This is a genomic window from Streptomyces sp. NBC_00091 (assembly GCF_026343185.1).
In the GTDB taxonomy this organism is placed as follows: Bacteria; Actinomycetota; Actinomycetes; order Streptomycetales; family Streptomycetaceae; genus Streptomyces.
The window spans coordinates 683587-701701 of record NZ_JAPEMA010000002.1; the positions used below are offsets into that span (position 1 = coordinate 683587).

At 71.3% G+C, this 18115-nt stretch carries 19 protein-coding genes; 17 read left to right on the forward strand and 2 right to left on the reverse strand.

What is annotated here, in order from left to right:
* Positions 1 to 218 precede the first annotated feature (218 nt).
* The 6 genes from OOK34_RS30855 (at position 219) to OOK34_RS30880 (ending at position 4156) form a co-directional block, all read left to right on the forward strand.
* Positions 219 to 560, forward strand: a complete 342-nt coding sequence (locus OOK34_RS30855) for a helix-turn-helix transcriptional regulator (RefSeq protein WP_267037457.1) — start codon at positions 219 to 221, stop codon at positions 558 to 560.
* The gene (locus OOK34_RS30860; protein WP_267037458.1) at positions 557 to 2287 is read left to right on the forward strand and encodes a SulP family inorganic anion transporter; all 1731 of its coding nucleotides are present in this window, start codon (positions 557 to 559) and stop codon (positions 2285 to 2287) included. The genes OOK34_RS30855 and OOK34_RS30860 overlap by 4 nt, the downstream gene beginning before the upstream one ends.
* Positions 2284 to 2706: a pyridoxamine 5'-phosphate oxidase family protein gene (locus OOK34_RS30865; protein WP_267037459.1), complete on the forward strand. Its 423-nt coding sequence runs from the start codon at positions 2284 to 2286 to the stop codon at positions 2704 to 2706. The genes OOK34_RS30860 and OOK34_RS30865 overlap by 4 nt, the downstream gene beginning before the upstream one ends.
* Entirely contained in the window at positions 2703 to 3128 is a 426-nt protein-coding gene (locus tag OOK34_RS30870; RefSeq protein ID WP_267037460.1) for an ATP-binding protein, read from the forward strand. The genes OOK34_RS30865 and OOK34_RS30870 overlap by 4 nt, the downstream gene beginning before the upstream one ends.
* Before the next feature lie 31 nt (positions 3129 to 3159).
* A complete protein-coding gene (locus OOK34_RS30875; RefSeq protein WP_267037564.1) occupies positions 3160 to 3573 on the forward strand; it encodes an anti-sigma factor antagonist in 414 nt (137 codons plus the stop codon).
* A 247-nt stretch (positions 3574 to 3820) separates the two neighbouring features.
* Positions 3821 to 4156 (forward strand): helix-turn-helix transcriptional regulator, encoded by a 336-nt coding sequence (locus tag OOK34_RS30880; protein WP_267037461.1) that lies wholly within the window; start codon positions 3821 to 3823, stop codon positions 4154 to 4156.
* 92 nt (positions 4157 to 4248) lie between these two features.
* On the opposite strand, the gene OOK34_RS30885 is transcribed toward OOK34_RS30880, so the two are convergent.
* On the reverse strand, positions 4249 to 4992 hold the full coding sequence (locus tag OOK34_RS30885; RefSeq protein WP_267037462.1) for a carbonic anhydrase: 744 nt from the start codon (positions 4990 to 4992) through the stop codon (positions 4249 to 4251).
* A 400-nt stretch (positions 4993 to 5392) separates the two neighbouring features.
* Here OOK34_RS30885 and OOK34_RS30890 point away from each other — a divergent pair, with 400 nt between their 5' ends.
* Together OOK34_RS30890 and OOK34_RS30895 are read left to right on the forward strand one after the other, a co-directional pair.
* On the forward strand, positions 5393 to 6418 hold the full coding sequence (locus OOK34_RS30890; protein ID WP_267037463.1) for a phytase: 1026 nt from the start codon (positions 5393 to 5395) through the stop codon (positions 6416 to 6418).
* A gap of 75 nt (positions 6419 to 6493) precedes the next feature.
* Positions 6494 to 6868: a VOC family protein gene (locus OOK34_RS30895; protein ID WP_267037464.1), complete on the forward strand. Its 375-nt coding sequence runs from the start codon at positions 6494 to 6496 to the stop codon at positions 6866 to 6868.
* A gap of 16 nt (positions 6869 to 6884) precedes the next feature.
* Here the strand turns inward: OOK34_RS30895 and OOK34_RS30900 are convergent, their stop codons facing one another.
* Positions 6885 to 7664 (reverse strand): GNAT family N-acetyltransferase, encoded by a 780-nt coding sequence (locus OOK34_RS30900; protein ID WP_267037465.1) that lies wholly within the window; start codon positions 7662 to 7664, stop codon positions 6885 to 6887.
* Between the two features lie 533 nt (positions 7665 to 8197).
* Between OOK34_RS30900 and OOK34_RS30905 the strand changes: the two genes are divergently transcribed.
* The 9 genes from OOK34_RS30905 (at position 8198) to kdpF (OOK34_RS30945) (ending at position 18111) form a co-directional block, all read left to right on the forward strand.
* Positions 8198 to 8353: a hypothetical protein gene (locus tag OOK34_RS30905; protein ID WP_267037466.1), complete on the forward strand. Its 156-nt coding sequence runs from the start codon at positions 8198 to 8200 to the stop codon at positions 8351 to 8353.
* On the forward strand, positions 8350 to 8439 hold the full coding sequence (gene kdpF, locus OOK34_RS30910; RefSeq protein ID WP_267037467.1) for a K(+)-transporting ATPase subunit F: 90 nt from the start codon (positions 8350 to 8352) through the stop codon (positions 8437 to 8439). The genes OOK34_RS30905 and kdpF (OOK34_RS30910) overlap by 4 nt, the downstream gene beginning before the upstream one ends.
* An 8-nt stretch (positions 8440 to 8447) precedes the next feature.
* Positions 8448 to 10112 carry a potassium-transporting ATPase subunit KdpA gene (gene kdpA, locus OOK34_RS30915; RefSeq protein WP_267037468.1) on the forward strand — a complete coding sequence of 555 codons (1665 nt, stop codon included), beginning with the start codon at positions 8448 to 8450 and terminating at the stop codon, positions 10110 to 10112.
* Entirely contained in the window at positions 10109 to 12241 is a 2133-nt protein-coding gene (gene kdpB / locus OOK34_RS30920) for a potassium-transporting ATPase subunit KdpB (RefSeq protein ID WP_267037469.1), read from the forward strand. Before kdpA ends, kdpB begins: the two co-directional genes overlap by 4 nt.
* 20 nt (positions 12242 to 12261) lie before the next feature.
* Positions 12262 to 12999 carry a potassium-transporting ATPase subunit C gene (locus OOK34_RS30925; protein WP_267037470.1) on the forward strand — a complete coding sequence of 246 codons (738 nt, stop codon included), beginning with the start codon at positions 12262 to 12264 and terminating at the stop codon, positions 12997 to 12999.
* Between the two features lie 95 nt (positions 13000 to 13094).
* Positions 13095 to 13787, forward strand: a complete 693-nt coding sequence (locus OOK34_RS30930) for a response regulator (RefSeq protein WP_267037471.1) — start codon at positions 13095 to 13097, stop codon at positions 13785 to 13787.
* 74 nt (positions 13788 to 13861) lie between these two features.
* Positions 13862 to 16405 carry a sensor histidine kinase KdpD gene (locus tag OOK34_RS30935; RefSeq protein WP_267037472.1) on the forward strand — a complete coding sequence of 848 codons (2544 nt, stop codon included), beginning with the start codon at positions 13862 to 13864 and terminating at the stop codon, positions 16403 to 16405.
* 655 nt (positions 16406 to 17060) lie between these two features.
* Positions 17061 to 17867: an SDR family NAD(P)-dependent oxidoreductase gene (locus OOK34_RS30940; protein WP_267037473.1), complete on the forward strand. Its 807-nt coding sequence runs from the start codon at positions 17061 to 17063 to the stop codon at positions 17865 to 17867.
* A 154-nt stretch (positions 17868 to 18021) separates the two neighbouring features.
* Positions 18022 to 18111, forward strand: coding sequence for a K(+)-transporting ATPase subunit F (kdpF, locus tag OOK34_RS30945; RefSeq protein ID WP_267037474.1), 90 nt, complete (start codon positions 18022 to 18024; stop codon positions 18109 to 18111).
* Positions 18112 to 18115 lie beyond the last annotated feature (4 nt).

Consider the following 18115-nt stretch of genomic DNA (forward strand, 5'->3'; position numbering starts at 1 on the left):
GGTCCTCCTGATGCCACGGTAGGGGCTCCGTGGTCCGGGCGCCCGCCGGCTGCACCGGCGCGGCCGCAGGGCCATACGGCAACGACGGTCCGCAGAGTGCAAGAATTGCAAAAGTCTGCAATTCAATAGATGCTGTGGTCGCTGTGGTCGCTGTGTCCGTAGGGAGCCGCTGGCGCAGCACCAGACGACAGGTCTCCGGGCGCAGAAGGGTGCGAAGAGTGGCGGTTCCGCTGTATCAGGCCAAGGCCGAGTTCTTCCGGATGCTCGGACACCCCGTGCGCATACGGGTCCTGGAGCTGTTGCAAGGCGGGCCGCTGCCGGTGCGGGAGCTGCTGGCGGAGATCGAGGTCGAGCCGTCGGCACTGTCGCAGCAGCTGGCCGTCCTGCGACGCTCGGGCATCGTCACATCGGTCCGGGACGGCTCGACCGTGGTGTACGAGCTGGCCGGCGGGGACGTCGCCGAGCTGATGAGCGCGGCGCGGCGGATCCTGACCGAGGTGCTGTCCGGGCAGACGGAGCTCTTGCAGAAGCTGCGCGGATCCGGGGACCAGGCGTCATGAACACCCTTCTGCTCCGAGCGGCGGGCCGGGTGAGGGCCGTACTGCCCACGCGCGCCGACGTCACCGTCATGGCCCGCAGTCCCCGCCGGGACCTGCTCGCCGGCCTGACCGTCGCGATCGTGGCACTGCCGCTGGCACTCGGATTCGGGGTCTCCTCCGGCCTGGGCGCCGAGGCGGGGCTTGCCACCGCGGTGGTCGCGGGTGCGCTCGCGGCCCTGTTCGGCGGGTCCAACCTTCAGGTGTCCGGGCCGACCGGTGCGATGACGGTGGTCCTGGTTCCGATCGTCGCCCAGCACGGGCCCGGTGGCGTGCTGACCGTCGGCTTGATGGCCGGTGTCCTGCTCATCGCGCTGGCCCTGCTGCGCGCGGGACGCTACATGCAGTACGTCCCGGCGCCGGTGGTGGAGGGCTTCACTCTCGGCATCGCGTGTGTGATCGGCCTCCAGCAGGTGCCGAACGCCCTCGGGGTGGAGAAGCCGGAGGGCGAGAAGGTCCTCCTGGTTGCCTGGCGGTCGCTGGTGGAGTTCGCGGCGGCTCCGAACTGGACCGCGATCGGGCTCTCCCTCGGCGTCGCGGCGGTGATGCTGCTGGGCGCGAGGTGGCGGCCGGCGATTCCGTTCTCGATCGTCGGGGTCATCGCCGCGACGGTGGTCGCGCAGGTCTTCCACCTCGATGGCGCGGCCCCGATCGGGGACCTTCCGTCCGGGCTGCCCGCTCCTTCCCTCGCTTTCCTCGACGTGTCCGCGCTGGGGTCGCTGCTCGCCCCGGCGGTGGCGGTGGCGGCGCTGGCCGCGCTGGAGTCACTGCTGTCCGCGACCGTGGCCGACGGCATGACGGTCGGGCAGAAGCACGATCCGGACAGGGAGCTCTTCGGGCAAGGGATCGCCAACCTGGCCGCCCCGTTGTTCGGCGGTGTCCCCGCCACCGCGGCGATAGCCCGTACGGCGGTCAACGTCCGCACCGGAGCCTCCTCCCGGCTGGCCGCGCTGGCACATGCCGCCGTGCTCGCGGTGATCGTGTTCGCCGCCGCGCCTCTCGTGTCGAAGATCCCGCTCGCCGCTCTCGCGGGCGTGCTGCTGGCGACCGCGATACGGATGGTCGAGGTCGGCTCCCTGCGGGCCATGGCGAAGGCCACCCGCTCGGACGCGGTCGTGCTGGTCCTGACCGCCGCGGCCACCCTCGCGCTCGACCTCGTCTACGCGGTGATCATCGGCCTGGTCGTGGCCGGCGCGCTCGCGCTGCGGGCCGTCGCCGCCCAGGCCCGCATGGACCAGGTGGACTTCCGCCCCGACCTGCCCGGCGAGCACAGCGACGAGGAGCACGCCCTGCTGGCCGAGCACATCGTCGCCTACCGCATCGACGGGCCCCTGTTCTTCGCCGGCGCCCACCGCTTCCTGCTGGAACTGTCCGAGGTCGCCGACGTGCGCGTGGTCATCCTGCGCATGTCACGCGTCACCACGATGGACGCCACCGGCGCCCTCGTCCTCAAGGACGCGGTCGAGAAGCTGAACCGGCGCGGGATCGCCGTGATGACCTCCGGCATCCGCCCCGGCCAGCGCCAGGCGCTGGAATCGGTCGGCGCGCTCGACCTGCTGCGCTACGAGGGCAGGGAGTACGCCACCACCCCCGAAGCGATCGCCGGGGCCCGCAAACACCTGGAACAGGCAGGACTGCTTCCCGCCACGCACCACCCACACCCGCACCGCATCCGGAAGGCACCGCGATGAGCGTCCCCACCGACCGCCGCATGCTCGACGTCTCCGGGACGGAAGCCCTCTGGCTCCTGGAAGGCTCCACCCAGGGCCGGCTCGTCTACATCCAGCGCGAGCAGGCCGTCGTCCGCCCCGCCACACACGTCCTGGAATACGGGCGCCTCGTCGTCCGCGCGCCCGTGCAGGCCGCGACGGTCGGCACCAGAGCCCTGCTGACGTACCAGGTCGACGAGATCCGCCACCCGGCGGGCACCGGCTGGACGGTGACCGCCCACGGCCCGGCCGACGTCATCACCGACCCCGACGAGGCCGCCCACTACCGCCGCACCCTGCCCGGCTGGAGCCATGGACCCCACGACACCCTGCTGCGCCTGCGCCCGCAGTCCGTGTCCGGGTTCCGCCTCGCCCGCACGCTGGACGGAGGGGCCCGGTGACCGTCCAGGTGGAGGCCATGCCCTACCGGCACGTACTGAACGTGCTGACCGCGGGCCCGGCGGTGCGCCTCGCCCGGGAGACGGCCGAACTCGTACTGGTCGATTGCGGTGTCGGCCTGCGCCATCCGAGCGTGGGGCCGGCGCTGCTGATCCTGTCCGAGCTGGTCACCAACGCCGTACGCCACGCAGCCATGGCCTCTCCGACGATCAAGATCACGTACGTGCACGGCCCCGACGCTTTCGCGTTCGCCGTCCACGACCGCCACCCCTACCAGCCCGCCCTGTTCGGAGCCGTGGCCACCGCCCCCGGGAGCGGGCTGGCCACCGTGGTGGAGATGACGATGGAGCTCGGCGGCACCGCGGTCGTGCGCCCGGACAACGACGGGCGCGGCAAGAGCATCTGGATCACCCTGCCCCTGTAGGAAATGCAGTTCAGCAATTGAGAGAGCGATGATGACGATCGAGTGGCGCTACACCACCCACCCCGGCCTGAGCGTGCTGTCCCTGGCCGGACACCTCGGGTCCGACGCGGTAGCACGGTTCTCCGGTGCGATCGGCTGGGTCACGGCCCGTGGCACCGGTCCGGTCATCCTCGATCTGAGCGGACTGCTCGGCTGGTCGGTGGGCGGACAGCTCGCCGTCGCCCAGGCCGCCCGCCGGCTCGCCGCCGAGGGCCGCCCCCTGGAACTCGCCTCGATCCCGGCCGACGGCTCCCTCGTTCCCGACGGCAGCTGCCCGCCGATCCCCGTCCACTGCGACCTGGACGCCGCGCTGGCCGCCCACCAGGCCGTGTCCGACGAGCAGCGCCAGTGGTGCAGCGACCAGTGGCCTGCCGCGCAGCCCGCGGCTGCGCACAGCCTGCTCTGACGCACACGACCCACAGGGCGGCGAAGGCATGAGCGGAAGATCCCGCATCGGGGGGATCGCGGCCCCCGGACGGAGGCTGTTCGCCCTGAACCTCCGCCGAGGGTGTTCCGGAGTTGCAGGAGTCTGCAATTGTGGAGGTCGCAGGATGTTGGCGGGGACGTTTCCGAGGTCCCCACGTTGAAGAGTTTGGGTGGATGAGGTGCCAAGTACACGCGCGAAGAACGCGGCCGGGGCCGGGAGCGCGCAGGTGAGCACACCGCTCTACCAGCTCAAGGCCGAGTTCTTCAAAACCCTCGGCCACCCGGCCCGCATCCGCGTCCTGGAACTCCTCAGCGAGCGCGAGCACGCGGTCGCCGAACTGCTCCCCGAGGTCGGCATCGAAGCCGCCTCCCTCTCCCAGCAGCTCGCCGTCCTGCGCAAGGCCAACCTCGTCGCCACCCGCCGCGAAGGTTCCAACGTCTATTACCGGCTCACCAGCCCCGAGGTCGCCGAACTGCTCCGCGTCGCCCGCAGCATCCTCTCCGGCGTCCTCCAGGGCCAGGCCGAACTCCTGGCCGACCTGCGCGCCACCAGCCCCCAATAGCCGGCGCGCGCCCCTGATCGGCGGCCGTCTCCCGTAGCGCGGGGTTCACCCGGCGCTTCTGACAACGGGAGGCGGCCGCTCCCATTTCCCGGTCAGCGGACTCGGTGCACCCGCTGGCTGGAGAGTTCGTAGCGGGCTCCGACCACGGCCAGAGCGCCGGTTGCGATGCGGGCAGCCAGCTCGGGCTCCGTGGCCAGCCCTGTCGTCACCAGCAGCACGTTCGCGGTGACAGCCGCGTCCACACGCTCCCCTCCCCGAAGGGTGCGGTCGATGGCGGGGCGGATGTGCTCGGCCAGGTACTGCATGTGGCCCGCCAGCCGCTCACCGTCGGCATCCGCCCGGACGGCCGCTGTCACGGCCCCGCACGCCTGGTGCCCCAGCACCACGACCAGCGGGATGCCCAGCTCCAGGACCCCGTACACGACACTGGCCAGCACCGCCTCGTCCAAGACCTCCCCCGCCGACCGCACGACCAGCAGATCGCCCAGGCCCTGGTCGAAAACCAGCTCCGGGGGAACCCGGGAATCGACGCAGCCCAGGACCACGGCGAAGGGATGCTGCCCGGTGACCAGCCTCTGGCGAACACCCCGCGTCTGATCGGGATGCCGCTCATGCAACGTCCGCCAGCGCCGGTTCCCCGCCGCCAGCTCCCGCAACGCCGACTCGGGCGTACGCGGCCGGGGACCGCTCGCCCCGGCCGAGACACCGGTCGGGGTGGCCGGACGGCCGGCGACCAGCCCCGCGCCCACGGCGACCGCTCCCGTCAGCACAGCCCGAACGAACCGGCGCCGCCCCGGCGGCCCGTCAAACCCATGACGTTCAGCATCGACAGTCATGCGGGAACAAGCTAGTGCTGTGACCGGCAAGGTTCACCGGGTCGCCACGCCCGGCACGGCACCTCACTGCGTTGTCGGACCGCGCAAGTACGTCCAGTACGAGCCGCGGCCCTCCGCCTTGCGATGCACCGCACCGGACGCCGCGCCCCGGCAAACCTTTCCGGCCACAGCACTAGGCGCACCCAGGATCCCGGGGGAGGTTCGGCGCCCCGCCTTGGTCCGGCCTTGGGGAAAGCATGGGCCGAACGGCACCAGCGCGACCGGCCACGCCGAAACCGGGGTCCGTGGGCGGGTAGCCCCCGGACGGGAAGGAGCGGTGGTCGGTTCAACTGCCGTTCACGCCGCGCTCGCCGGGCCTCCCTAACCTGCTCCAGTCCGTCACCTGACCGAGGGGAACCCGGTGTCCTTCACCGTTTCTGTCCGCGCGGCCGCGCTGCCCGCCGCCGTCCTGACCGCGCTGGCCCTGCCGGCCGCTCCCGCACACGCCGCGGCCGTGTCCGTCACCGCCACCGTGGAGACCGCCCCGGTCTCGCACAGCGGTGACGCCGCCGACGACCCGGCGATCTGGGTCCACCCGACCGACCCCGCCAAGTCGGTGGTCATCGGTACGGACAAGAAGGGCGCGCTGGAGGTCTACGACATGACCGGCGCCCGGATCCAGCGGATCAGCGGCGACTACGGCAACAACGTCGACCTGCGCGGCGACATCGTGGTCTCGGCGGACGACGAGGCCGCCGGCGGCAACGGCGCCATGCACATCTACCGCATCGACCCGGTGACCCGGCAGCTCAAGCGCCTGGGGGACGTCCCCACCGAGGTCACCGCGCACGGCATCTGCCTCTACACCTCCCCCGCCTCGGGCAAGCTGTACGCCTTCCCCAACTCCACCTCCGGCCGCGTCGAGCAGTGGGAACTCGCCGTCAACGGCGATGCGGTGACGGCGACCTCCGTCCGCCTGTGGGACGCGGGCTCCGCGGTCGAGGGCTGCTACGCGGACGACACCACCGGGAAGCTCTACCTCGGCGAGGAGGACGTCGGCGTCTGGGTGTACGGGGCCGAACCCACCGCCGGGACGGGCCGCACCAAGCTCGACTCCACCGGCTCCGGCGGCCACATCACCGCCGACACCGAGGGCATCACCGCCGCGGGCAACCGGATCTACGTCTCCTCCCAGGGCAGCAACGACTTCACCGTCTACGACCGCACCACCCGCGCCTACCTCGGCCGCTTCGCCGTCTCCAACGGCACGGCGGCCGACGACTGCGAGGACACCGACGGCATCGACGCCTCCGCCGCCAACCTCGGCCCGGCCTTCCCGCAGGGCGTCTTCATCTGCCAGGACGGCTCCAACGGCGCCCCCGGCAGCAGCGGCAACCAGAACTTCAAGTTCGTCCCGCTCCAGCGCATCACCGCCCAGTTCGGCTGACCGCACCGGGCCCCGGCGCGGCGCGGCTGACGATCTCGATCGACTCCCGGACCGGGTCTTCGTACACTGACGGGCATGGCATGCCGCATCAGTGAGCTGATCATCGACTGCGCCGACGCCGAGCGGCTCGCCGTGTTCTGGAGCGAGGTGCTCGGCTACGTCGAACTCGACCGGGAGGACGACGGAGGCATCGCGATCGGGCCGCCCGACGGCGGCCCGCAGCCCATCCTCGTCCTCAGCCCCAGCAGCGACCCGCGGACGGGGAAGCTCCGGCTGCACATCGACGTCAACGCCACCGACCGCGACCAGGACGCCGAGCTGGAGCGGCTGCTCGCCCTAGGGGCCGAGCCCGTCGACGTCGGCCAGACCGGCACCGAGAGCTGGCACGTCCTGGCCGACCCGGAAGGCAACGAGTTCTGCCTCCTGCGCACCCGGCTCCAGCCCCTCTGACCCATGCGTCGCGGCGTCAGGCCGCCCGGCCGTCGGAGTCCTCGAGGCGTACGCCTCCGGTGGCGTAGTGCACGTACTCGCGGTGCAGACGGAAGCCCGCCCTCCAGGCGAGCAGCCGGCTGGGCCGGTTGTCGCGGGAGCAGGACCAGCTCGGCGTACGGCCGCGGGCGGCGATGTCCTCGCACAGGGCGGTGACGCAGGCCAGCGCCAGGTGCTGGCGCCGGTGGCCGGGGGCGGCGAGGACCGCCACGTCCTCGTACCGGCTGCCGAGGAGGTACGTACAGGCCACCGCGAGCAGTTGCCCCCGGCGGAACGCGCCCCACGCGGCACCCGATCCCGCCAGTCCGTGCGGGCCGCCCCAGGTCGAGTGGATCCAGCCCGCCCCGGGGCCGAGGGCGGCCAGCGCCGGGGCGTCCTCGATGGTCAGCCGGCGTACGGAGGTGCCGCGCGGCGGCTGGGCCGGCAGGGCGGGGGCCGCCCGGAGGTAGACCATCCGCTCCCACGGGTCGAGCCGGGCGAAGGCGGTGCGCAGCAACGGGACGAAGCCGGCGGGGGCTTGGACGTAGTGGGAGGCGAGCGGGCCCAGAGCCGCCGGGGGCAGTGCCTGCGGGGCGCCCCGCAGCAGGACGTGGTCGCCGCTCTCGACCGCCAGTACCCGGGGGGCGAGGGAACGGTCGGCCCACCAGCGGCCGTTGCCGGTGGTCAGTACGTGTTCGGCGAGGGCCGCGACACCTGGTGCCCCGGCGGGGAACCAGGGGGCGAGGGCGGGAAGGCGGGAGGGCTGGATCTCGATCACGGGCGGGCCACCTCGGGGGCGGAAGACGGAAGGGCGGGGGCGGCCCGGACGGAGGCCGCCCCCGCAGGGGAACCGGCGGCGCGCGGAAGGCGGCGCCGGCGGGCCTCGAAGGGCCCGGGGGCGTGGTGTGGGCACCTGCGGCCGGCCGGTGTGGGCACGGCCGGCCGCAGGGTCCGGCGGCTTCGGCGTCAGCGCGCCGGAGGGTGAACGGGGCGCTCGGCCGGCGGCACCGGACGATGCGGTGGCCGGTCGTCGTGGAGGCGGCCGCTGTTCACGTCGTCCATCCAACGATGGCGGCCGCCCTGCCTCAAGGGCCCATACGGGCAATTGACGCGGCGCTGACGGACCTCTTCCGGCCCCGGGACCAGCGGGCCGGTGGGCGTATGAGCTGCGTCGAACCGGTCGGGCTGCTGGGGCTGCGCGGCTGCCGCTGACGTGGCCGTGCCGGGGTCCCGGGCCGGTTTGGGCGTCAGGGCGGCGTTAAGAGTTCCGGTGGGCCCGTATGGAGGCCGTCAAGGTGGCTTAACGCCGGGATGAAGACACGGTTATCTCGTCATCGGCCAGCTGGCCGATTTCATTTCTCCCACTTCATCCAGGAGCTCACGATGGCCGATCTGGCCTTCGTCGTCACCACGGTCGCGGTCTTCGCGCTGGTGGCTCTCATCGCCCGAGGGGTGACCAAGCTGTGACCGTCGAGAACATCGTCGGCCTCGCCGTCGCCGTCGCCCTGCTCGGATACCTCGTCCTCGCCCTCGTGTACCCGGAGAGGTTCTGAGTCCCGATATGAGTCCCCAGACCGCTGGTGTGCTCCAGCTGATCGCACTGATCGCCGCGCTCGCGCTGGCCTACCGCCCGCTCGGCGACTACATGGCCCGCGTCTACTCCTCCGAGAAGCACTACGCGCCGGAGAAGTGGATCTACAAGGCGATCGGCGCCAACCCGACCGCCGAGATGCGCTGGCCCGCCTACCTGCGCGGCGTCCTGGCCTTCTCAGCGGTGAGTGTCCTCTTCCTCTACGCCCTCCAGAGGGCGCAGGGGATCCTGCCCGGCTCGCTCGGCTTCTCCGCGATCGACCCGGACCAGGCCTTCAACACCGCCGCCTCGTTCGTCGCGAACACCAACTGGCAGTCGTACGCCGGCGAGCAGGCCATGGGCCACGTCGTACAGACCGGCGGCCTGGCGGTGCAGAACTTCGTCTCCGCCGCCGTCGGCATGGCCGTCGCCGTCGCCCTCGTACGGGGCTTCGCGCGCTCGCGGACCGGTGAGCTCGGCAACTTCTGGGCCGACCTGGTGCGCGGCACCGTCCGTATCCTGCTGCCGATCTCGGTGGTCGGCGCGGTCGTCCTGGTCGCCTGCGGTGCGATCCAGAACTTCTCCGGGATCCACGAGGTCGGCCAGTTCGCTGGCGGAACCCAGCAGTGGAACGGCGGGGCGGTCGCCTCGCAGGAGGTCATCAAGGAGCTGGGTACGAACGGCGGCGGTTACTTCAACGCCAACTCCGCGCACCCCTTCGAGAACCCGACCCCCTTCTCGAACCTGTTCGAGATCTTCCTGATCCTGGTCATCCCGTTCGCGCTGACCCGCACCTTCGGCAAGCTGGTCGGCTCGGTCAAGCAGGGCTACGCGATCCTCGCGGCGATGGCGACGATCTGGATCGGTTTCACCGCTCTGATGATGTGGACCGAGTTCGCCCACCACGGCCCGGCCTTCGACGTCTCGGGCGGCGCGATGGAGGGCAAGGAGACCCGCTTCGGCATCGGCGCCTCCGCGATCTTCTCCGTGGCGACGACCCTGACGTCCACCGGTGCGGTCAACTCCTTCCACTCCTCCTACACGGGGCTCGGCGGCGGCATCCAGCTGCTGGGCATGCAGCTCGGCGAGATCGCGCCCGGCGGCGTCGGTTCCGGCCTCTACGGCATGCTGGTCATGGCGATCATCGCGGTGTTCATCGCCGGCCTCATGGTCGGCCGCACCCCCGAGTACCTGGGCAAGAAGATCGGCACCCGCGAGATCAAGTTCGCGGCCTGCTACATCCTCATCACCCCCGCCCTCGTCCTCGGCTTCACCGCCGCCGCGATGGCGCTGGACACCCCGGCCAACTCGATGACCAACACCGGGGCGCACGGATTCTCCGAGATCCTCTACGCCTACACCTCCGGCGCCAACAACAACGGCTCCGCCTTCGCGGGCCTGAACGCCGACACCCAGTGGTTCAACAGCACCATCGGCCTCGCGATGCTGCTGGGCCGTTTCCTGCCCATGGTGTTCGTCCTCGCCCTGGCCGGCTCGCTCGCCGAGCAGAAGCCCGTCCCGGAGACGGCGGGCACCCTGCGCACCGACAAGCCGCTCTACGCGGGCCTGCTCGTCGGCACCATCCTCATCATCACCGGTCTGACCTACTTCCCGGCCCTCGCGCTGGGTCCGCTGGCCGAAGGGCTGGCGTCATGACCTCCGACACAAGGAAGCAAGAGGACGTCATGTCGACCGTGACTCCGACCCGCGCTCCCCACCAGGACGTGCCCACCGGCCACAAGCCGGCCGCCGGACGCGTCGGCGGCGGGCTGTTCGACCCCAAGGCGCTGCTGAAGTCCTTCCCGGACGCGGTCCGCAAGCTCGACCCGCGCATCATGATCAAGTCCCCGGTCATGTTCGTGGTCCTGATCGGCTCGGTGGTCACCACCGTCCTGGCGGTCAAGGACCCGACGGACTGGTTCGGCTGGGCGATCACCGCCTGGCTGTGGCTGACCACGATCTTCGCCAACCTCGCCGAGGCCGTGGCCGAGGGCCGCGGCAAGGCGCAGGCCGACACCCTGCGCAAGGCCAAGACGGACACCGTCGCGCGCCGGCTGACCGGCGCGACCGAGGAGCAGGTCCCGGGTACCGAGCTGAGGATCGGCGACCTGGTGGTCTGCGAGGCCGGCGACATCATCCCGGGCGACGGTGACGTCGTCGAGGGCGTCGCGTCCGTGGACGAGTCCGCGATCACCGGTGAGTCCGCGCCGGTGATCCGTGAGTCGGGCGGTGACCGCAGCGCGGTCACCGGCGGTACGAAGGTGCTCTCGGACCGGATCGTCATCAAGATCACGACGAAGCCCGGCGAGACCTTCATCGACCGGATGATCGCCCTCGTCGAGGGCGCCGCCCGCCAGAAGACCCCCAACGAGATCGCCCTCAACATCCTGCTGGCCTCGCTGACCATCGTCTTCCTGCTGGCCGTCGTCACCCTCCAGCCCTTCGCGATCTACGCGGGCGCCGAGCAGTCCATGATCGTGCTGACGGCCCTGCTGGTCTGCCTGATCCCGACCACCATCGGGGCGCTGCTGTCCGCGATCGGCATCGCCGGCATGGACCGCCTGGTCCAGCGCAATGTCCTGGCCATGTCCGGCCGCGCGGTCGAGGCCGCCGGCGACGTGTCGACGCTGCTGCTCGACAAGACGGGCACCATCACGCTGGGCAACCGCCAGGCGTCGGAGTTCGTACCCGTCAAGGGCACCACCCAGGCCGAACTGGCCGACGCCGCGCAGCTGTCGTCGCTGGCCGACGAGACTCCCGAGGGCCGTTCCATCGTGGTCCTCGCGAAGGAGAAGTACGGGCTGCGCGAGCGCCACCAGGGCGAGCTGTCGCACGCCACCTGGATCGAGTTCACCGCCCAGACCCGCATGTCGGGTGTGGACGTGGACGGCAGGCAGACCCGCAAGGGCGCGGCCGGCTCGGTCATCACCTGGGTCAAGGAGCAGGGCGGCCAGGTCTCCGACGACGCCGACCTCCTCGCCAACCGCATCTCCGAGGCCGGCGGGACCCCGCTCCTGGTGGCCGTCAAGGACGAGGAGGGCGCCCGTGTCCTGGGTGTCATCCACCTCAAGGACGTGGTCAAGGAGGGCATGCGCGAGCGGTTCGACGAGCTGCGCCGCATGGGCATCAAGACCGTCATGATCACCGGTGACAACCCGCTCACCGCGAAGGCCATCGCCGAGGAGGCGGGTGTCGACGACTTCCTCGCCGAGGCCACGCCCGAGGACAAGATGGCCCTCATCAAGCGGGAGCAGGCGGGCGGCAAGCTCGTCGCGATGACGGGCGACGGTACGAACGACGCCCCGGCGCTGGCGCAGGCCGACGTCGGTGTGGCCATGAACACCGGTACCTCGGCCGCCAAGGAGGCCGGGAACATGGTGGACCTGGACTCCAACCCGACCAAGCTGATCGAGATCGTGGAGATCGGCAAGCAGCTCCTGATCACCCGGGGCGCGCTGACCACGTTCTCCATCGCCAACGACGTCGCGAAGTACTTCGCGATCATCCCGGCCATGTTCGCGGTGGTCTACCCGGGCCTGGACAAGCTCAACATCATGGGCCTGGCCTCCCCGGAATCCGCGATCCTCTCCGCCGTCATCTTCAACGCGCTGATCATCATCGCGCTGGTGCCCCTCGCCCTCAAGGGCGTGCAGTACAAGCCGACCAGCGCCGACAAGATGCTCCGCCGCAACCTCGGCCTCTACGGGGTGGGCGGCCTGATCGCCCCCTTCATCGGCATCAAGCTCATCGACCTGCTCATCTCCCTCATCCCCGGGCTCGCCTGAATTAGGAACGTGCTAAGGCTATGAACAACTCCGTAGGCAACACCGCACGGTTGATCGCCGCCGGCCTGCGGGCCCTGCTCGTCCTCACGGTCATCTGCGGGGTCATCTACCCGCTCGCCGTGACCGGCATCGCCCAGGCCCTGTTCAACGACAAGGCCAACGGCTCCGAGATCAAGGACAAGAGCGGCAAGGTCGTCGGCTCCTCCCTCATCGGGCAGACCTACAACCTGCCGAAGAAGACTGCTTCTGATTCGACAACGGGGAGCGACGCCGAAGAAGCGGCCAAGCCGGACCTCAAGTGGTTCCAGCCGCGCCCCTCCAACGGCCTGGGCAGCAACAGCGTCAACACCCAGTACTCGCTGATCCTCTCCGGGGCCACCAACCGCTCCGCCGACAACGGCGCCGTGGGCGGCAAGTGCACCAAGGACGCCGAAGAGGGCACCCTCTGCGCCCAGGTCCTCGCCGCCAAGGACGCCGTCATCGCGGACAACACCACGGCGTCGTACCAGGTGAAGCCCGAGGACGTGCCGGCCGACGCCGTCACCTCCTCCGGCTCGGGCCTCGACCCGAACATCTCCCCCGAGTACGCCGAGCTCCAGGTCCACCGGGTGGCCGAGAAGAACGGGCTCGACCTCAAGCGGGTCGAGAAGCTCGTCGCCGACCACACCCAGGGCCGCACCCTCGGCTTCATGGGTGAGCCCCGCGTCAACGTCCTCGAGCTGAACACCGCCCTCAAGGCCGCCCTGTCCAAGGGCTGATGCCCGACCTCGCACGACCCGGGAACCGGCGGGGCGCACAGCTCGCGCCCCGCCGGTTCCCGCCGTGCCCCGCAACGAAGGAAGGCTGCACACCGATGACCCGGGTGCTGGTGGTGGAGGACGATCCCCAGCTCGTCCGCGCGCTCAAGATCAACCTCCAGGCGCGCAAATTCGAGGTCCAAGAGGCTTCCGACGGAAGCTCGGCCATCCGGCTCGCGGCCGCCCGCAAGCCGGACGTCATCGTGCTGGACCTCGGCCTCCCGGACATGGACGGCATCGAGGTGATCAAGGCGGTCCGCGGCTGGACCCGGACCCCCATCCTGGTGCTCTCCGCCCGGCACACCTCCGAGGACAAGATCCGGGCTCTGGACGCCGGCGCGGACGACTACGTGACGAAACCGTTCAGCATGGACGAGCTGCTGGCCCGCCTGCGCGCGGCCACCCGCCGCCAGAACGCTCCGGCGCAGTCCCCGGCCGCCGACGAGGTCACGCTGGTCACGACGGACGAGTTCTCCGTCGACCTGGTGGCGAGGAAGGTCCGGCGGGGCGAGCGGACCGTACGCCTGACCCCCACCGAGTGGCACCTGCTGGAGATCCTCATCACCCACCCGGGCCGACTGATCACACAGAGCAGGCTGCTGCTGGAGGTCTGGGGCCCGACCTACTCCGAGCACACGAACTACCTCCGTGTATACATGGCGCAGCTACGGCGGAAACTGGAAGCGGACCCTTCCCACCCGCGGTATCTGATCACCGAACCGGGCATGGGCTACCGCTTCGAACCGTAGGCGTCCCCGGCCGGCCGGAACCGGCCGGGGCACCTGCGATCACCTTCCAGCACCACACACGAGAAGTCGGCAACATGGGACGCGGCAAGCTTCGGATCTACCTCGGCGCGGCGCCGGGCGTCGGCAAGACCTACGCGATGCTCTCGGAGGCGCATCGCCGGATCGAGCGGGGCACCGACTGTGTCGTCGGCTTCGTCGAGCACCACAGCCGCCCGCGCACCGAGGTGATGCTGCACGGCCTCGAGCTGATCGGGCGGCGCGAGATCCGCTACCGGGACGCCACCTTCACCGAGATGGACGTGGACGCGATCCTGGCGCGCCGCCCGGCGGTGGCGCTGGTGGACGAGCTGGCCCACACCAATGTGCCGGGCTCGCGCAACGCCAAGCGGTGGCAGGACGTGGAGGAGCTCCTCCAGGCCGGCATCGACGTCGTCTCGACCGTCAACATCCAGCACCTGGAATCGCTGGGTGACGTGGTCGAGACGATCACCGGGGTCCGGCAGCGGGAGACGGTCCCGGACGAGGTGGCCCGCCGCGCCGACCAGATCGAGCTGGTGGACATGTCGCCGCAGGCGCTGCGCCGGCGGATGGCCCACGGCAACGTCTACAAACCCGACAAGGTCGACGCGGCCCTCTCCAACTACTTCCGCCCCGGGAACCTGACCGCCCTGCGCGAACTCGCCCTGCTGTGGGTCGCCGACCGGGTGGACGAGTACCTCCAGCAGTACCGGGGCGAGCACAACATCCGCTCCACCTGGCAGGCCCGCGAGCGCATCGTCGTCGGCCTCACCGGCGGCCCCGAGGGCCGTACCCTCATCCGGCGGGCCGCCCGCCTCGCCGAGAAGGGCGCCGGCGGCGAGGTCCTGGCCGTCTACATCGCCGCGAGCGACGGCCTCACCTCCGCCTCGCCGAAGGAACTCGCCGTCCAGCGCACCCTGGTCGAGGACCTCGGCGGCACCTTCCACCACGTCATAGGCGACAACATCCCCGACGCGCTCCTCGAGTTCGCGCGCGGGGTCAACGCCACGCAGATCGTTCTCGGCGTCAGCCGCCGCCGCTCCTGGCAGTCCGTTTTCAGCCCCGGCGTCAGCGCCACCGTCGCCCGCGAATCGGGCCCCGACCTCGACGTCCACATCGTCACGCACGACGAGGCGGCCAAGGGCCGGGGCCTGCCCGTAGCCCGTGGCGCGCGCCTGGGGCGCTCCCGGATCATCTGGGGCTGGCTGACGGGCATCGCGGGCCCCGCCCTGCTCACGGTGCTGCTGAGCCAGGTCGTTCCCGACCTCGGCCTCGCCAACGACATGCTGCTCTTCCTCACCTCCACGGTGGCGGCAGCGCTGCTCGGCGGACTCCTGCCCGCCCTGGCGTCGGCGGCGTTCGGGTCGTTGCTGCTGAACTACTACTTCACACCGCCGCTGCACGAGTTCACCGTCTCCGACCCCAAGAACATCGTCGCCATCGCGATCTTCGTCGGCGTGGCCGTCTCCGTCGCCTCGGTGGTCGACCTCGCCGCCCGCCGCACCCACCAGGCCGCCCGCCTGCGGGCCGAGTCCGAGATCCTCTCCTTCCTCGCCGGCAGCGTCCTGCGCGGTGAGAACTCCCTCGACGCGCTCCTCGAGCGCCTGCGCGAGACCTTCGCCATGCAGTGCGTCGTCCTCCTCGAGCGCACCAGCGACGTCGACCCCTGGACCACCGCCGCGTCCGTCGGCACCGCGCCCGTCAGCCGTCCCGAAGACGCGGACGTCGACCTGCCCATCGGCGAGAACATGGCCCTGGCCCTCACCGGCCGCGTCCTGCCCGCCGAGGACCGCCGCGTCCTCGCCGCCTTCGCCGCCCAGGCCGCCGTCGTACTCGACCGTCAACGCCTCGTCGACCAAGCCGAGAAGTCCCGCGAACTCGCCGAGGCCAACCGCATCCGCACCGCCCTCCTCGCCGCCGTCAGCCACGACCTGCGCACCCCCCTCGCCGGCATCAAGGCCTCCGTCACCTCGCTGCGCTCCGCCGACGTCGAATGGTCCGAGGAGGACCGGGCCGAGCTGCTGGAGGGCATCGAGGACGGCGCCGACCGCCTCGCCGCCCTCATCGGCAACCTCCTCGACATGTCACGGCTCAACACCGGCACCGTCGTCCCGCTCATCCGGGAAACCGACCTCGACGAGGTCGTCCCCATGGCCCTGGGCGGCGTCCCCGAGGACAGCGTCGACCTCGACATCCCCGAGACGCTCCCCATGGTCGCCGTCGACCGCGGACTCCTCGAACGCGCGGTCGCCAACATCGTCGAGAACGCGGTGAAGTACAGCCCCCCGGGCGAATCCGTGCTGGTCTCGGCCAGTTCCCTGCGCGACCGCGTGGAGCTGCGCGTCGTGGACCGGGGCCCGGGCGTCCCCGACGAGGCGAAGGACCGCATCTTCGAACCCTTCCAGCGCCACGGCGACGCCCCGCGCGGCGCCGGAGTCGGCCTGGGCCTGGCGGTCGCCCGCGGCTTCACCGAGGCCATCGGCGGCACCCTCACCGCCGAGGACACCCCGGGCGGCGGACTCACCATGGTCCTCACCCTCCCCACCCCCGGCGGCACCCCGCCGGCCCCGGCGGAGCTCCCGGCCTCGGCGGTCACCTGACCTCAGGCGAGGCGGACACGCACGCGAGCCGTCCGGCGCCGGTATCCCCATACCGGAGAGCCGGACGGCTCATGTGGTGTGCGACGGGTACCGGCACGCGGTCGCATCGGCTCAGACCCCCCACGGGCTGATCCTCGCGCTCCTCCGGCGGCGTTCAGGTCGCCGGGCCTCGGGCCGCGTGCCACGGGACCGTCTTCCCGGTCCGTCGCCCCATCAGTCTGTCCCAGAACCACGGGCCCGACAGCACGTCTTGACGTGCTCCTTCCGCTCCGCGGTCGATCTTGACGCGGTCTTGACGATCCATCATCAGCAGCTCGTCAAGGACCCGTTCGAAGACTTGCCGCAGCCGCGCCGGATGCGCTGGGATGGGGCCATGAACCGCGGTCCGCGCCACGAAGACCGGCCGCCGTCACGCCGTAGCCGTGACGGTGTCCCCTCGGCGCGGCCGACGGGGCCCGCTGTCCGCCCGGCCGTCTGACCCGGGCCGCCGCGCGCCGTCCGCGTACCGGCCGCCACCCGCCCCGTGAGGGCCGTGGCCCGGTTCCGTACGCATCTCACGCAGCCACCTCACCGCACGGCCGCAGCCCGCACCTCCCCTCCGCCACGGAACGGGGGTGCCGGGTGCGCCGTCCGTGCCCGTTCCCAGGAAACCCACATGTCTGCATCCCTGTCCGGACGTACCGTCCTCGTCACCGGCGCCACCTCCGGCATCGGCTACGAGACCGCCCGCCGGCTCGCCGAGCGCGGCGCCACCGTCCTCCTCCACGGCCGCACGCCCGAGGAAGCACGGGCCGCCGCCGACCGCCTCGTCTCCACCGCCGGCACCGACGGCGCCCTCCTGCGCCCGCTCGCCGCCGACTTCGTCCGCCTGGAGGAGGTCGAGGGCCTGGCCCACGCCGTCGTACGGGACCACCCGCGCCTGGACGTGCTCGTCAACAACGCGGCCATCGCCGCCCCCGAGCGCCACACCCTGACCGCCGACGGCAACGAGATCGCCTTCCAGGTCAACTTCCTGGCCCACTACCTCCTCACCAACCTCCTGGAGCCCGCCCTCACCAGCGAGCCCGGCGGGCGCGTCGTCAACGTCTCCTCCGCCCTGCACCGCTCCGGGGCCATCCAGTGGAACGACCCGCAGCGGGTGCGGCGTTACTCCCGGCTCGCCGCCTACGCCCAGTCGCAGCTGGCCCTGACCGTCTTCGCCGCCGACCCGCGCGTCACCGCCGTCTCCGTCCACCCCGGCGTGTGCGAGACCGGGCTCCTCCCGCTGTACGGACACGAGGGCGCGCCGGCCTCCGAGGGCGCGCGGCACGTCGTACGGCTCTGCGACCCGGCCACCGAGATCGTCAACGGCGCCTACTACGACCGCTCCGAGCGCGTCGCCCCGGCTCCCGCAGCGACCGAGGAGCGGACGGTCAAGCGCCTCAACAGGCTCGCCGGCCTGCTCGTCGGCCACACCGCCTGACGGGCTCACCCGTACGGGCTGTCGGCGCGTCCGCCGTCAACACGCCGTCAAAAGTGGCGGGCAGCGGCGTCAGGAGGGCGTAAGGGGCGTTTCGTCCGCGTCCTGACTGGTGTTCGCTGGTGAGGTTGCGGGCGTACGGAGGAGTCGGGTGCGGGTGAGCACGGAGCAAGTCGTAGGCATCGTCGTCGCGGTCTGCCTGATCGGTTATCTGGTCCTGGCGTTCTTCTTCCCGGAGAAGTTCTGATCAT